This is a genomic window from Mucilaginibacter conchicola (assembly GCF_003432115.1).
Classification (GTDB): Bacteria; Bacteroidota; Bacteroidia; order Sphingobacteriales; family Sphingobacteriaceae; genus Mucilaginibacter; species Mucilaginibacter conchicola.
This window is the reverse complement of the sequence record NZ_QWDC01000005.1, coordinates 128296-142113: the sequence shown is the minus strand read 5'-3', so window position 1 is coordinate 142113 and position 13818 is coordinate 128296. Positions and strand designations below refer to the sequence as shown.

Genomic DNA, 13818 nt, shown 5'->3' with positions numbered 1-13818 from the left:
ATTATGTCATTGCGAGCGTAGCGTGGCAATCTCGTCGCTCACAGATCAACGCGATGAGATTGCCACGTCGCTGTCGCTCCTCGCAATGACATGTTGTTATAAAAAGAAAAGAGCCGTGCATTACTGCACGGCTCTTTTCTTTTATGCGTAATTCTTAGTAATGATATCTCACAAACGCTTCCATGGCGGCGTACTCGGCCATGCCTAAGTGGTCATATGCCTGGGCGGTTTCGCGATTGCGGTCTTCGGCGCGTACCCAAAACTCGCGTGCATCATCACCCGGGAAAACAGGGCGGTCTTTCTGCGACTGGTGTTTGAAGATAGCGTTACGTTTGCGGATCACCTCGGCAGGCGAAAGTGGTACGGCCATTTCAATTTCGTAGGTAGGGAACTCCTGCCATGCACCGCGGTACATCCATACCCAGCAATCTTTCACCCAATCCTCGGTCTCGCGCAGGCGGCGTAACGATTCTATAATGATGTTGAAACAAACCACGTGCGTACCGTGCGGATCGGCAAAGTCGCCTGCGGTAAACACTTGCTGTGGTTTTACCTTTTGCAACAGCTCCATGGTGAGTTTAATATCGTCTTCACCAACCGAGTTTTTTTGCGTTTTACCTGTTTCGTAGAAAGGTAACGCCTGGAAGTGGATATTGCTATCCGGCACACCGGCATAGCGGGCACCTGCAATAGCTTCGGTTTTACGGATAAAACCTTTTACATCGCGTATTTCAGGCGTATCTATCTGGTTAGGGAGTTTAGCAATCATAAACTGGCGCATGTCGTTATAGGTTTTCTGCATCTGAGAAACATCCTCACCAACGCTTTCTTTAAAGTCGATAGCAAACTCAACAAAGCGCAGTACATCATCGTCCCAAACGGCCGTATTGCCCGATGTTTGGTATGCTACGTGTACATCATGCCCCTGATCAACCAAACGGATGAAAGTACCACCCATAGAGATCACATCATCATCAGGGTGCGGAGAGAACACGATAGAGCGTTTGCGTGCAGGCTCGGCACGTTCAGGGCGCTGGCTGTCATCAGCACCAGGTTTGCCACCCGGCCAACCGGTAATGGTGTGCTGTATCTGGTTAAATATATCAATATTGATCTGGTAAACAGGGCCTTTATCAACGGCCAACTGTGCCATACCGTTGTTATTATAATCTTCTTCTTCCAGTTTAAGGATAGGTTTGTTAACTGCATCAGATAGCCAGATAACCGCTTTTTTGATCAGTCTTTCGTCCCAAACACAATCTTTAACCAGCCATGGAGTATCAAAACGGGTAAGTTGCGATGCTGCATCAACATCCAGTACAAACTCTACATTTTCTGATAATTGAAGGAAAGTAGCAGGAACCTCGCTCGAGATTTCGCCTTCAACAGCCTGGCGGATGATAGGGGCTTTTTTAGCGCTCCATGCCATCAGGATAATTTCGCGGGCTTTAAATATGGTACCCACACCCATGGTGATAGCTTTGGTAGGTACGTTTTGCTTACCACCAAAATCGCGGGCAGCATCACGGCGGGTAAGGTCGTCAAGGGTAACCAAACGTGTACCCGAGTTTGGTGCCGAACCCGGTTCGTTAAAACCGATGTGACCGGTACGACCGATACCCAGGATCTGCAGGTCTAAGCCACCCAATTCTTCGATCTGGCGCTCATACTCTAAACAAAAAGCGGCAACATCATCGGCAGCAAGCGTACCATCGGGGATGTGTACGTTGGCCTTCTCAATATCAATATGGTCAAATAGATTCTCGTTCATGAAGGTAACGTAGCTCTGGTCTGCGTCGGGCTTCATGGGGTAATATTCATCAAGGTTAAAAGTGATCACATTTTTAAAAGATAATCCCTCTTCTTTGTGTAGCCTTACCAGCTCGGCGTAAACCCTAATAGGGGTAACACCCGTAGCTAAACCCAACACCGCGTGCTGGCCAGCTTCCTGTTTGTTACGGATAAGGGCAGCTATGCGTTGCGCAACAGCTACCGATGCTGCTTTCTGGTCTGAATAGACCGTAACCGGCAGCTTCTCGTACCGGGTTTCTTCTAATAAATTTAATCTTGCCATAATAGGTTTATTTGTAGTTCAATATCTTAAAAAAATCAGGTCAAAAAAAATCCCCACTAAAAGTGAGGATTTACAACCAATAAACTAAAAAATTAAAATCCTCTTGTAAGGATAAGTACGCTCTTTTATATGATGCTTCTACGTTCATCGGTACAAACTTAATAAATGTAATAACACAAAACAAAATACTTTTTAAAATAATTTAAAAAGATTGATTTAAAGCTTGTTTAAGGTCATTGATCAAATAATCTGCTTCTTCCAATCCCACATACATGCGTATTAATTGATGGCGATGATTGGCCGGATCATACTCAATTTGCTTCACGCCTGCAATTGCGGGGATGATCAGACTCTCATGCCCACCCCATGAAACGGCCATCAGAATATGTTGCAGTTTGTTGCAAAACGATTCGATCTTTTCTAAGGAAGAATCCTTCAGTGTAAAACTGAACAACCCGCCGCAGCCAAGCATTTGTTTAAGGGCGAGTTCGCGTTGTTTAAAATTCTCATCAAAAGGCCAGAGAATTTTATCTACCTGTGGTTGCTGCTTTAACCAGGCGATGACTCTTTTGGTGGTCTCAAAACTACGCTGTAACCGTAAAGGCAAAGTACGCAGGCCGCGAATGAGCAACCATGCCGAATGCGGCGAAAGGGCTGCGCCAACGTTCAGAAACTCATGATCGAAGATCTGTTTAATGATGGTTTTGCTGCCCGTTAAAACACCTGCCACTACATCAGAGTGCCCGCCAATATATTTTGTTGCCGATTGCGCCACCAGGTCTACTCCCAGTTTTATGGGCTGTTGGTAAAGCGGCGTACAATAGCTGTTATCTATCATGGTGATGATATTGTTTTGCTTCGCGATGGTAGCGATGGCCGCTAAGTCCTGCAGATCATAGCTGAAAGTATTAGGGCTTTCCAGGTAGATGAGTTTGGTATTGGGCTGGATAGCTTGCTGAATATTCTTTGTATCGCTGCCATCAACAAAAGTAGTTGTGATGCCGTATTTAGGCAGCAAGTTGTTGAACAGCTTGATGGTCCAGCTATAGGGGTTTTCTACTGAAATAATATGATCGCCTTGTTTGAGCAGGGCCAGTATGGGTACGGTAATAGCCGCAATGCCACTGCTGAACACGAGGGCATCTTCGGCTCCATCTAAAGCCGCCAATTTTTGGCGAAGGATATTTAGCGTAGGGTTTTGCCCGCGGGAGTAAAGGGTGGCTTCAAACTCATCGGATAAGGCCTCGCGGAAGTCAGCAACGGTTTTAAAAGTAAAGTTGCTGCTCTGCATTATGGGCGGCGATACGGCGTTGAAATATTGTTCGCGGTCTTCGCCCAATTCGTTCAGTATATAGGAGATGTCCATTGTTTACTGGGGTTGTAGTGGTTTTGGTTTGCGTGTGCCGAGGTAGTAAATAGCCAGTCCCAGTACATAAGCTGCCAGGCACCAAACGGCGGCAAACGGGTCTTCTTTAAAAGTGATAAAGATATTGATGGTAACAAACCAATAGGCCAGTATAAATATCACCGGGATAAGGGGGAACCATTTTATAACGTAGATGCCGCTGGTATCCAGATCCTTGGTGCGCTTGCGCAGGATAAATATGGTTAATGCACAAAGCGACAGGCCGATAGTATCAAAAAACATCACATACTTCAACATCTGGCTAAAAGAATCTACAAAGAAAAGGATGATGAGGGCTGCGGCCACAAACACCGTCATCCCAAATTCCTGCACCTGCGTTTTGGGGTTAACGCGTTTAAATATCTGAGGAAGTATGCCGTCCTCGGCCATGGCGTAATACACGCGCGGGTTAGCCAGTATATTCACGTTTACATAACCCAGTACTGATACAAACATTAATACCGATGTAACTTTATAACCCGTTGGCCCAAAGATAACACCAGCCAGTTTAGCAGCCAGCGTATGTGTTTGCTGCAAGCCGCCAATACCCAAAACAGAATAGTAGGCGTAGTTTATTGCCAGATAAAGCACAATCACTGTACTTATTCCAAACACAATTGCCTTGAGGATATTGGTTTTGGCATTGATGATATCGCCACCAAAATTGATAGTTTGCTGATAACCGCCATACGTAAAAAATACAGCTACCAAGCTCAGTCCAAATGCGGTGATCATGTTGCCATCCTGCGCCGGGGTAATGGCCGGGTGCGGCACAGAAGCATCGCTTTTAAATATAGCAGTACATAAAACCAGTATGGCTACTACCTTAAATAGGGTAAGCACATTTTGCGCGCGGGCGCTAAGTTTTATGCCAAGGAAGTTGATCACATACAATATCAACACCGTTAGGATAGTGGTAATTTTAGTACCCAGCTGGTTTTGCAGGCTGGCCGGTAGCAGGATGGGATTAATATATTCGGCACCCAATAAAGCCACTGCCGCTACTGATGATGCGTTGCTGATAACCAATACCCAGTTGATCATGAAGGCGAAGGCCGGGTGGTAGCAATAGGAGAATACCTTATAAAAACCGCCTGTAGATGGGTAGCGGGCGCCTATCTCGGCAAAAGTGAGGGCGCCGCATAAAGTTACCAGCCCGCCAAAGATCCAGGCACCAAAAAAGATCCAGGTATTGCCCGCTTTTACGGCTACATCGCTGGGGCTGCCAAATATGCCCATGCCTATTACCAGGCTAATAACGATCATGCTGAGGTCAAAGCGGTTAAGGCGGGGCTGTATACTCATTATTACTTATGTGTTTATTTTTTAATTTATATTTTATAATTTTTGTAATTGCCGTTGAAAAGCACTTATTTAGTTTGCTAATTTTACCGTGCCTTATTAAACTATTGTGAAGCAATTTAAACAAATATTACTTACGGGGATATTGATGTTTGCGTTTGTTTCTGCGGTTTTTTCGCAGGTACGTAAAACGTATGTTGCTTCTGTAAAGGTACCAAAAGGTAAATATGCACTTCCGCCACAGCGCCAACAGATGAGCGCTCAGCTAAAAGCTTTTCAGCAATTGGTTACTGATGCCAATGCTACTTTCACTTTTCCACAAGGTTTCAGAGAGATAAAAGCGCCTAATAATGAGGATGTATCTTTTGATTATGCCATGGAAATGCCAGGCAAGGATTTTGAGATATGGTTCCAGGTACGATCGTTAAAAGAGAATTGGGCGGCGTATGAGAAAACGCTGAACGATAAATCTACAGAGCAAGCTAACCCCGATTCGTTGTATAATGGTATGGGCAAAGCGCAGGCCACTGCCTTTGCCGGTGATAACCCGCCACTGATGCGCTTTATACCGCCAAATATTGCTGCGCGATATAACGCGGATGCCGGAAAATCTTACATGATGAACCTGCCCGATGCCAAACTCACCAAGCGTTACCGTTATGCACTGCTGATAACCCTGCAGAAAGATCGCACCGGCACCATTATGGCGGTTTGTTTCTCAAACCAGAAAGGCCCCGAGTTTTTCAAGAACATCGATAAGGCCAGCAACTGCATGAAGTTTAAACCTTAAGGTTTTTAATGTTGATATGTTAGGATATTTAAATATGATTTAAGTATCTGTATCTTATTTTTGCAAATGGCGTAGTACGCGCCTTCTATTTTTGACTATGGCAGAGAATGTAAATTATAACGACGATAGTATCCGCTCGCTCGATTGGAAAGAACACATCCGTTTAAGGCCGGGTATGTACATTGGTAAGCTTGGCGATGGCTCTGCTTATGACGACGGCGTTTATGTATTGTTAAAAGAGATAGTAGATAACTCGATAGATGAGTTTGTGATGGGATCTGGCAAAACCATCGAGATCAATATGAGCGATCATAAGGTTTCGGTACGTGACTATGGTCGTGGTATCCCGCTGGGAAAAGTTATTGATTGTGTATCTAAAATAAATACCGGCGGTAAATACGATAGCAAAGCCTTCCAAAAATCTGTTGGTTTAAATGGTGTGGGTACCAAGGCTGTTAACGCTTTGTCCACCGCATTTACTGTACAAAGCTACCGCGATGGCCGTACCAAAATTGCCGAGTTTGAAAAAGGCGAACTGGTGCGCGATGAGCCTGAAAAGGAGACTACCCAGCGCAACGGTACTGCCATCAATTTTATACCCGATAACAGTATTTTTCGCAACTACCGCTTTATACCGGAGTTTGTGGAGAATATGATATGGAACTATGTTTTCCTTAACTCGGGCCTTACTGTAAATTTCAATAATCAAAAATATTTCTCGGAACGTGGCCTTTATGACCTGCTAACCCGTAATGCCGATACCGAGAACCTGCGCTACCCAATCATCCACTTAAAGGGCGAGGATATTGAGATAGCCATGGCGCATGGGCAATCTTATGGCGAGGAGTACTACTCGTTTGTGAACGGCCAGCATACTACCCAGGGCGGTACCCACCAGGCAGCCTTCCGCGAAGCGGTGGTAAAAACTATCCGCGAGTTCTATAAGAAAGAGTTTGACGCTTCGGATATCCGCGCCTCTATAGTAGCGGCCATTGCTATTAAGGTACAAGAGCCGGTTTTTGAGTCGCAAACCAAAACCAAACTGGGTTCGCAAAATGTTGGTCCGGATGGGCCATCGGTGCGTGGTTTCATTAATGATTTCCTTAAAAAAGAACTGGACGATTTCTTGCATAAAAATCCTGCTGTTGCTGATGCCTTGCTAAAACGCATCCTGCAATCAGAACGGGAGCGTAAGGATATTGCCGGCATCAAAAAACTGGCGAACGATCGTGCTAAAAAAGCATCGTTACATAACCGTAAACTGCGCGATTGTAAGCTGCATTTTGATGATAACCACGAGCGTAAGCAGGACACAACCCTGTTCATTACCGAGGGTGACTCTGCCAGTGGATCTATCACCAAATCGCGCGATGTAATGACCCAGGCGGTATTCAGCTTAAAAGGTAAGCCGTTGAACTGTTTCGGCTTGACCAAAAAAGTAGTTTACGAGAACGAAGAGTTTAACCTGCTGCAGCACGCCTTAAATATTGAAGATGGTATTGATGCGCTGCGTTATAACAACATTGTGATTGCTACCGATGCCGATGTGGATGGTATGCACATCCGTTTGTTGCTGATGACCTTTTTCCTGCAGTTCTTCCCTGATCTGGTTAAGGCAGGCCACGTGTCTATCCTGCAAACGCCGCTGTTCCGTGTGCGCAACAAAAAGGAAACCATCTATTGCTACAGCGACGAAGAGCGCCGCAACGCCATTGCCAAACTGGGCAACAAGCCCGAGATAACCCGATTTAAAGGTTTGGGTGAGATCTCGCCAGAGGAGTTTGGCCTGTTCATAGGTAAAGATATGCGCCTTGACCCGGTAATTCTTAAAAACGCCGACATCAAAGCATTGCTTGAATACTTTATGGGCAAAAACACTCCGACCCGCCAGCAGCACATTGTAAACAACCTGCGTGTGGAGAAAGACGACGAAAGCGTTAACCCGCTGGTTGCCGAAAAAGCCGACGATGTAGAATTAGCTGTAGCGGTGTAAAATAGCCCAAAACATATTTGTAGAGACGCGATACTTCGCGTCTCTTTTTTGTAATGAATTATTTGTAAATTAGAATATGAATAGAGACAAAGTAATTGCGACGGTGAATGACATGCCAACCGATTTTGATTTGGATACGCTTGTGGAAAAGTTAATATTCATTGAAAAAGTAGAAAAAGGGTTACAGCAAGCAGATCAAGGGGATGTTATACCCCATGGCGATGTAAAACAATTGGTTAAAACGTGGTCGAAATAAATTGGACATCTATTGCAATAAGTGATTTGCAAGGTGTTTACGATTACATTGCGGAAGATTCAATTACCTACGCGGGAAGATTTGTAGATAAGTTAATAGCAAGGGTAGAGATACTTGAGACACATCCTGAGTCAGGAAGAATAGTGCCGGAGTTTGATAATCCATCCTTGAAAGAATTGATTGAGGGCAGCTATCGTATTATTTACAGGATAGTCAATGAAGAAAAAGTGGAGATCATTCGCATACATCATTCCGCTCGTTTATTAAAATAGTAACCCAAAACATATTTGTAGAGACGCGATACTTCGCGTCTCTTTTTGTTTAATAAGGTTTACAAGTGGCGCAAAGTATTGGGTTTCTACAGGAAAATTGTTTTCTAACAAATAACTCTTATCTTGTATCCCCCCGTTTTACCAGCGGACAAAAAAATGTTTATTAATAAAAAAGAAAGCCCTCTCTTTTGGAGAGGGTGGGGAGAGGCATAATGACAAACCACGAAATAAAAATAGCTTTCAACGAATACAACACGGTTGACGATCTAAGCACCCCTGATAAATTACTTTGCGAAGAAGCCGTTAAATCTTTGGATTCGTCGCACTCGCCATATTCAAAATTTAAGGTAGGGGCGGCGGTACTGCTACAGAGCGGAACAATATTACACGCCAGTAACCAGGAGAACGTGGCTTATCCATCGGGTCTTTGTGCCGAGCGTGTGGCGTTGTTCCACTGGGGAACTATGCATGCTAATGACCCGATTATTGCCATGGCAGTTACCGCTCATACCAACGATTTTAAACTCACCAAACCCATTACCTCATGCGGTGCCTGCCTGCAGGTAATGGCCGAATGTGAGAAAAGGCAACACCAACCTTTCAGAACATTGTTATATTGCATTGACGGCCCCGTGTGGGAAGTGAACGGCGTACAAAGCTTTTTGCCTTTCATGTTTTTTGAAGACCGTTTAATACAACAATCATCGCTATGAAAAAAATAATCATTCTGCTTGTTTTAGCCTTTGCGGGCTTAGGTGCCCACGCACAAAAAGGTTTTCCGTTTGATAATGAGATCCGCGATTTTAAGCATCAGGACAGCCTTAAATTTCCGCCAAAGCATGGCATCCTGTTTATCGGTAGCTCATCTATCCGTAAGTGGACAGATCTGGAGCAGCGTTTTGCCAATAAACCCATCATCCGCAGGGGAGTGGGCGGTTGCACTATTGAGCAATTGGTAAATTACTACACGCCGTATATTATGTATCCATACCAGCCGCGCAAGATTTTTATCTACGCCGGTGAGAACGATATAGCCGAAGGCAAGAGTGGTGAGTTTACCGCCCGCCAGTTCTACCAGCTTTGGGCCATGATCAAACAGAACCTACCCAACGCCGAGATCTATTTCATGTCGATAAAGCCAAGTCCGAGCCGAGCCAAGTACTTTCCCGAAGTACGCCGTGCCAACACACTGGTTAAAAGCTTTCTTAAAGGCAAACGCAAAAGCCATTATGTGGATGTAGCTTCGGTTATTCTCGATGCCAAAACTCAACAGCCCGATACCAGCCTTTTTGAAAGCGATATGTTGCATTTGAACACTAAGGGCTATGATAAATGGCAAGCGGTGCTTTTGCCGCTTGTTAGATAATATCGAATGATGAATGTTGAATTTCGAATGATGAAGTAAACCATTAAGCGTTCTTAACTTCGAAGTTTATCATTCAAAATTCAATGTTCGATATTATTCTATACAAAACAGAAAAGCCCCTGTAAAGGGGCTCATCTCACACTCAAACACTAAAATTAAAATCAACTAAATACGCTGTAAACATTGGTTATTTTCCAGCCGTCGCCGGTGTTGGCAATGGTTACGTAGTTGCTACGGGTAAAACCGGCATATTTCATATCCACCTTTACTACAGCAATATGGCTGTTGCTTTCAACCACTTCGGTAGCGGTAGTACAGGTTTGTTCAACGTTTTTTTGTTCTTTTAAGTAATCGGTCATTTGCTTCTTATCAAAGCTGATGATAGATTTACCGCGCAGTATGCTAAACTTAGCCGATGCATCAACAACCTGGTTCAGGTCGGCAATTTTGCCGCGGGTCATGGCATCAAGGTAAGTATTAATGGCGTGTACGCGGGTAAGGTTCACAGCAGGTACATCATTAGCTTTTGCAAAGCTGCAGGTTAGCACTAAGGCTACGGCTGCGGTTAAGTTTCTTAAGGTTTTCATGGTATTGAAGTTTTTGGTTTTTATTATTGCTTGTTTGTATATAAGATGCGACGAGATAGCGTTCCGTTACACCCCGAAATGTTAAATTGGCTTATTTAACAAACATTTAACATTCGCCCGCTTAAAAGATATATTTGGGGAGATGATTGATTACACCACCATAATGCAACAGCACGGAGAGGCCGGCGAAAAAACCGGGTGGACCTTTGTGATTGTTCCGTTTGATGTGGTGCAGCAGATATTGCCGGGTAATAAAAGATCGGTACGGGTGCGTGGTTTTCTGGATGAACACCCGGTAGCAGGCATGTCACTGATGCCCGTAGGAGAAGGCAATTTTTTATTAGCTGTTAAAGCTGAAATTCGCAAAGCTATCCGCAAGGAACGCGGTGCCATGTTGCGTTTGCGGTTGGAGCACGATAAGGATTTTAAGCTGGAAATGCCTGAAGAATTACAGGAGTGCTTCGATTTTGAACCGCCCGAAGCTTTTGTATATTTCGATAGTTTATCAAAATCGCACCAAGGCTATTTCTTTAAATGGATAAACGATGCCAAAACCGAGCAAACCCGTGCCAACCGTATAGCGGCAACCATCAGCGCTGCAAACAGAAGGATGGATTACGGGGCGATGTTGAGAGAATTGAAAAAGCTGAGGGAAGGGTAAAATATCATTGCCGTTGACTTCAGTCAACGGATAATAAATAAGTATGGCTGGCTTTAGCCAAAATGAAGCTTGATTGGGCTAAAGCCCGATATGTTATTTCCTTAATACCGTTGCCTGAAGACAACGGCAATTAATTTTTCTGTTTCAAAATCCGAAGATCTTTCTGGTTGTAATTTTGGTCGTCAGTCATGCTATTAAATTGACTTATCATTTAGGTTGTCACCAAGTGTTGAAATGTGCATAAAATCTACTCTCCTAAACATCCCCACATCTGCACATTTATTTATCTTTACCAATCCGCATTAAATTTTTTAGCTGTATAAATGAGCGAAGATATTAGCAATCCTGATACTCCCGAAAACAACCAAGAAAACGTACTTCATAACGTAACGTCACTTAACGGATTATATGAGAACTGGTTTCTGGATTACGCCTCGTACGTAATTCTTGACCGTGCCGTTCCGCATATAAACGACGGCTTAAAACCCGTACAGCGCCGCATTTTGCACTCGCTGAAAGAGATGGACGATGGTCGCTACAACAAAGCTGCCAACGTTATTGGTAACACCATGAAATATCACCCGCATGGTGATGCTTCTATTGGCGATGCCATGGTGCAGATAGGCCAGAAAAACCTGCTGATTGACTGCCAGGGCAACTGGGGCGATCCAATAACCGGCGACTCGGCAGCGGCACCGCGTTATATCGAGGCCAGACTATCCAAGTTTGCTTTAGATGTGGTATTTAATCCTGATACCACCGTTTGGCAGGCCAGTTACGATGGCCGTAACCGCGAGCCTATTACGCTGCCGGTAAAGTTTCCTTTACTGTTGGCCCAGGGTGCCGAAGGTATTGCTGTAGGTTTGGCTACCAAAATTTTGCCGCATAATTTTATTGAGTTATTGGATGCTTCGGTAGCAGTACTTCGCGGTGAGCGACCAAATTTATTGCCCGATTTCCCTACCGGGGGTATGGCTGACGCTTCGGCGTATAACGAGGGGCAACGAGGCGGCAAGGTGCGCGTACGTGCTAAAATTGTTGAGCGCGATAAAAAGACTTTGGCTATCACCGAGATCCCGTTCAGCACCACTACCGGCGGTTTGATTGACAGCGTTATCTCGGCCAATGATAAGGGTAAGATCAAGATTAAAAAGATCGAAGATAACACCGCTAAGGATGTAGAGATAGTAGTGCACCTGGCACCGGGCATATCGCCCGATGTTACCATCGATGCATTGTACGCCTTTACCGACTGCGAGGTATCCATATCGCCAAATACCTGTGTGATACAGGACGATAAGCCACGCTTCATGAGCGTGAATGATATGCTTACCGAGAGTACGCATTTCACCAAAGACCTGCTGAAACAGGAACTGGAGATCAGGCTGAAAGAGTTGATGGAAAAAATATTCTTCAGCTCGTTGTTGAAGATCTTTATCCAGGAAGGTATGTACAAGCATCCTGATTACGAAAGTTCATCAGACTTTGAGACCGTAGTAGGTGTGTTGAACCGACTGTTTGAGCCTTTCTTCCCGCAGTTCTACCGCGTTATCACCGATGAGGATTACAAGAAGCTGATCGATAAACCGATGAGCAGCATTACCCGTTTCGACGTTAAGAAAACCGACGAGCAGATCAAAAACCTTGAGGCTGAGATTAAAGTGGTGAAGAACCATCTTAAACACCTGATTGATTATACCATTGCCTGGTTTGAGAAACTGAAAGAGAAATACGGTAAAGGCCGCGAGCGTAAAACCGAACTGCGCACCTTTGACCGCGTTGAGGCTGCCCAGGTAGCTTTGGCCAACGTAAAACTATACGTGAACAGGGTTGATGGCTTCATCGGCTCTGGTTTGAAACGCGATGAGAACGTGGAGCTGGTTGGCGAATGTTCTGATATCGATGATATCATCGTGTTCCGCAATGATGGCCGCTTTATTGTGACCCGTATGCAGGATAAGGTATTTGTGGGCAAGGATATTGTGCACGTGGCCGTATTCAAGAAAAACGATGAGCGTACCGTTTACAACATGATCTACAAAGATGGTGAAAGCGGTATTGCCTATATCAAACGTTTCTCGGTTACGGGCATCACCCGCGATAAAGAGTACGATCTTACCAAAGGTACTAAAGGCTCAAAAGCGCTATACTTTACTGCCAACCCTAACGGCGAGGCCGAGGTAGTGAACATCCAGCTGAAGCCACACTCGAAACTTAAGAAACTGCAGTTTGATGAGGATTTTGCCAATATCGCCATCAAAGGTCGCGGATCTATGGGTAACATTGTTACCAAGTATCCTATTAAGAAAGTAATGCTGAAGAGCAAAGGTGTATCAACCCTGGCAGGCCGCAAGATCTGGTATGATGAGATCCTGAAACGTTTGAATGCCGATAGTCGCGGTAAATACCTTGGCGAGTTTGATGGCGACGACCGTATCCTTACCGTATTGCCAAACGGCGTTTACGAACTCACCAGTTTCGACCTCAATAATCACTTTGATGATAAGATGATCCTTATCGAAAAGTATGATCCGGCCAAAGTATTCTCAGTAGTGCATTACGATGGTAAATCTAAAAACTACATGGTGAAACGCTTTGTGTTTGAGAATACCGCCATCGGTAAACAAACCAGCATCATCAGCGATGAAAGCGGCTCTAAACTGGTACTCATCTCGGGTGCATCGCAAGCGGTTGTTAAGGTAGATCAGTTGAAAGGTAAAACCGCCATTGAAGAAACGGTGGAGTTGAATTTGACCGACCTGATAGATGTGAAAGGGATGAAGGCTATGGGCAACCGCCTATCCGTACACCAGGTGAAAACCGTTGAACTGATAGCCGAGCACGACGATGCAGAGGATGTACCAGATCCGGCACCAGATTCTATTGAGGATACCGAAATAGTTATTCCCCCTGAGGATAAGACAGTAACAGATGCAGCACCTTCAGCACCACAATCTGAACCTGCAAAACCCGTTATAGAACAGGAACCTGCACAGCCTGCCGCTGCCCCTGATGAGCAGCCGAAGAAAAAGATCGATCTGGAAATAACCAATCCGGATGATATTGATCTGAAGGACAATGACGGCGGTCAGTTAGGTCTGTTTTAAACCGA

12 protein-coding genes are annotated in these 13818 nt (G+C 44.8%); 8 read left to right on the top strand and 4 right to left on the bottom strand.

Annotated elements, in window-relative coordinates:
* Nucleotides 1-154: 154 nt before the first annotated feature.
* The 3 genes from nagB to D0C36_RS23255 form a co-directional block, all read right to left on the bottom strand.
* Nucleotides 155-2074, bottom strand: a complete 1920-nt coding sequence (gene nagB / locus D0C36_RS23265; protein ID WP_117394127.1) for a glucosamine-6-phosphate deaminase — start codon at nucleotides 2072-2074, stop codon at nucleotides 155-157.
* A gap of 202 nt (nucleotides 2075-2276) precedes the next feature.
* Nucleotides 2277-3440, bottom strand: a complete 1164-nt coding sequence (locus D0C36_RS23260) for a trans-sulfuration enzyme family protein (protein ID WP_117394126.1) — start codon at nucleotides 3438-3440, stop codon at nucleotides 2277-2279.
* 3 nt (nucleotides 3441-3443) lie between these two features.
* The gene (locus tag D0C36_RS23255) at nucleotides 3444-4784 is read right to left on the bottom strand and encodes an APC family permease (RefSeq protein WP_117394125.1); all 1341 of its coding nucleotides are present in this window, start codon (nucleotides 4782-4784) and stop codon (nucleotides 3444-3446) included.
* A 106-nt stretch (nucleotides 4785-4890) separates the two neighbouring features.
* Here D0C36_RS23255 and D0C36_RS23250 point away from each other — a divergent pair, with 106 nt between their 5' ends.
* The 6 genes from D0C36_RS23250 (at nucleotide 4891) to D0C36_RS23225 (ending at nucleotide 9458) form a co-directional block, all read left to right on the top strand.
* Nucleotides 4891-5571 (top strand): hypothetical protein, encoded by a 681-nt coding sequence (locus tag D0C36_RS23250; RefSeq protein ID WP_147322090.1) that lies wholly within the window; start codon nucleotides 4891-4893, stop codon nucleotides 5569-5571.
* Between the two features lie 97 nt (nucleotides 5572-5668).
* Nucleotides 5669-7564 (top strand): DNA topoisomerase IV subunit B, encoded by a 1896-nt coding sequence (locus D0C36_RS23245; RefSeq protein WP_117394123.1) that lies wholly within the window; start codon nucleotides 5669-5671, stop codon nucleotides 7562-7564.
* Between the two features lie 76 nt (nucleotides 7565-7640).
* Nucleotides 7641-7820, top strand: coding sequence for a hypothetical protein (locus D0C36_RS23240; protein ID WP_117394122.1), 180 nt, complete (start codon nucleotides 7641-7643; stop codon nucleotides 7818-7820).
* Complete coding sequence (locus D0C36_RS23235; protein WP_117394121.1) at nucleotides 7808-8092, top strand: type II toxin-antitoxin system RelE/ParE family toxin; 285 nt, start codon at nucleotides 7808-7810, stop codon at nucleotides 8090-8092. The genes D0C36_RS23240 and D0C36_RS23235 overlap by 13 nt, the downstream gene beginning before the upstream one ends.
* Nucleotides 8093-8304: 212 nt before the next feature.
* Complete coding sequence (locus D0C36_RS23230; protein ID WP_117394120.1) at nucleotides 8305-8805, top strand: cytidine deaminase; 501 nt, start codon at nucleotides 8305-8307, stop codon at nucleotides 8803-8805.
* Nucleotides 8802-9458, top strand: coding sequence for a GDSL-type esterase/lipase family protein (locus D0C36_RS23225; protein WP_117394119.1), 657 nt, complete (start codon nucleotides 8802-8804; stop codon nucleotides 9456-9458). The genes D0C36_RS23230 and D0C36_RS23225 overlap by 4 nt, the downstream gene beginning before the upstream one ends.
* 161 nt (nucleotides 9459-9619) lie before the next feature.
* On the opposite strand, the gene D0C36_RS23220 is transcribed toward D0C36_RS23225, so the two are convergent.
* Nucleotides 9620-10045, bottom strand: a complete 426-nt coding sequence (locus D0C36_RS23220) for a nuclear transport factor 2 family protein (protein ID WP_117394118.1) — start codon at nucleotides 10043-10045, stop codon at nucleotides 9620-9622.
* A 163-nt stretch (nucleotides 10046-10208) separates the two neighbouring features.
* Here D0C36_RS23220 and D0C36_RS23215 point away from each other — a divergent pair, with 163 nt between their 5' ends.
* Both D0C36_RS23215 and D0C36_RS23210 read left to right on the top strand, forming a co-directional pair.
* On the top strand, nucleotides 10209-10706 hold the full coding sequence (locus D0C36_RS23215) for a YdeI/OmpD-associated family protein (RefSeq protein ID WP_233524560.1): 498 nt from the start codon (nucleotides 10209-10211) through the stop codon (nucleotides 10704-10706).
* A gap of 323 nt (nucleotides 10707-11029) precedes the next feature.
* Nucleotides 11030-13813: a DNA gyrase/topoisomerase IV subunit A gene (locus tag D0C36_RS23210; RefSeq protein ID WP_117394116.1), complete on the top strand. Its 2784-nt coding sequence runs from the start codon at nucleotides 11030-11032 to the stop codon at nucleotides 13811-13813.
* The last annotated feature ends 5 nt before the right edge of the window (nucleotides 13814-13818 follow it).

Excerpts from the sequence above, each read along its gene's own strand:
- nagB (WP_117394127.1), bottom strand. The coding sequence starts at position 2,074 with ATGGCAAGATTAAATTTATTAGAAGAAACCCGGTACGAGAAGCTGCCG.
- D0C36_RS23260 (WP_117394126.1), bottom strand. The coding sequence starts at position 3,440 with ATGGACATCTCCTATATACTGAACGAATTGGGCGAAGACCGCGAACAA.
- D0C36_RS23255 (WP_117394125.1), bottom strand. The coding sequence starts at position 4,784 with ATGAGTATACAGCCCCGCCTTAACCGCTTTGACCTCAGCATGATCGTT.
- D0C36_RS23245 (WP_117394123.1), top strand. The coding sequence starts at position 5,669 with ATGGCAGAGAATGTAAATTATAACGACGATAGTATCCGCTCGCTCGAT.
- D0C36_RS23240 (WP_117394122.1), top strand. The coding sequence starts at position 7,641 with ATGAATAGAGACAAAGTAATTGCGACGGTGAATGACATGCCAACCGAT.
- D0C36_RS23230 (WP_117394120.1), top strand. The coding sequence starts at position 8,305 with ATGACAAACCACGAAATAAAAATAGCTTTCAACGAATACAACACGGTT.
- D0C36_RS23225 (WP_117394119.1), top strand. The coding sequence starts at position 8,802 with ATGAAAAAAATAATCATTCTGCTTGTTTTAGCCTTTGCGGGCTTAGGT.
- D0C36_RS23220 (WP_117394118.1), bottom strand. The coding sequence starts at position 10,045 with ATGAAAACCTTAAGAAACTTAACCGCAGCCGTAGCCTTAGTGCTAACC.
- D0C36_RS23215 (WP_233524560.1), top strand. The coding sequence starts at position 10,209 with ATGCAACAGCACGGAGAGGCCGGCGAAAAAACCGGGTGGACCTTTGTG.
- D0C36_RS23210 (WP_117394116.1), top strand. The coding sequence starts at position 11,030 with ATGAGCGAAGATATTAGCAATCCTGATACTCCCGAAAACAACCAAGAA.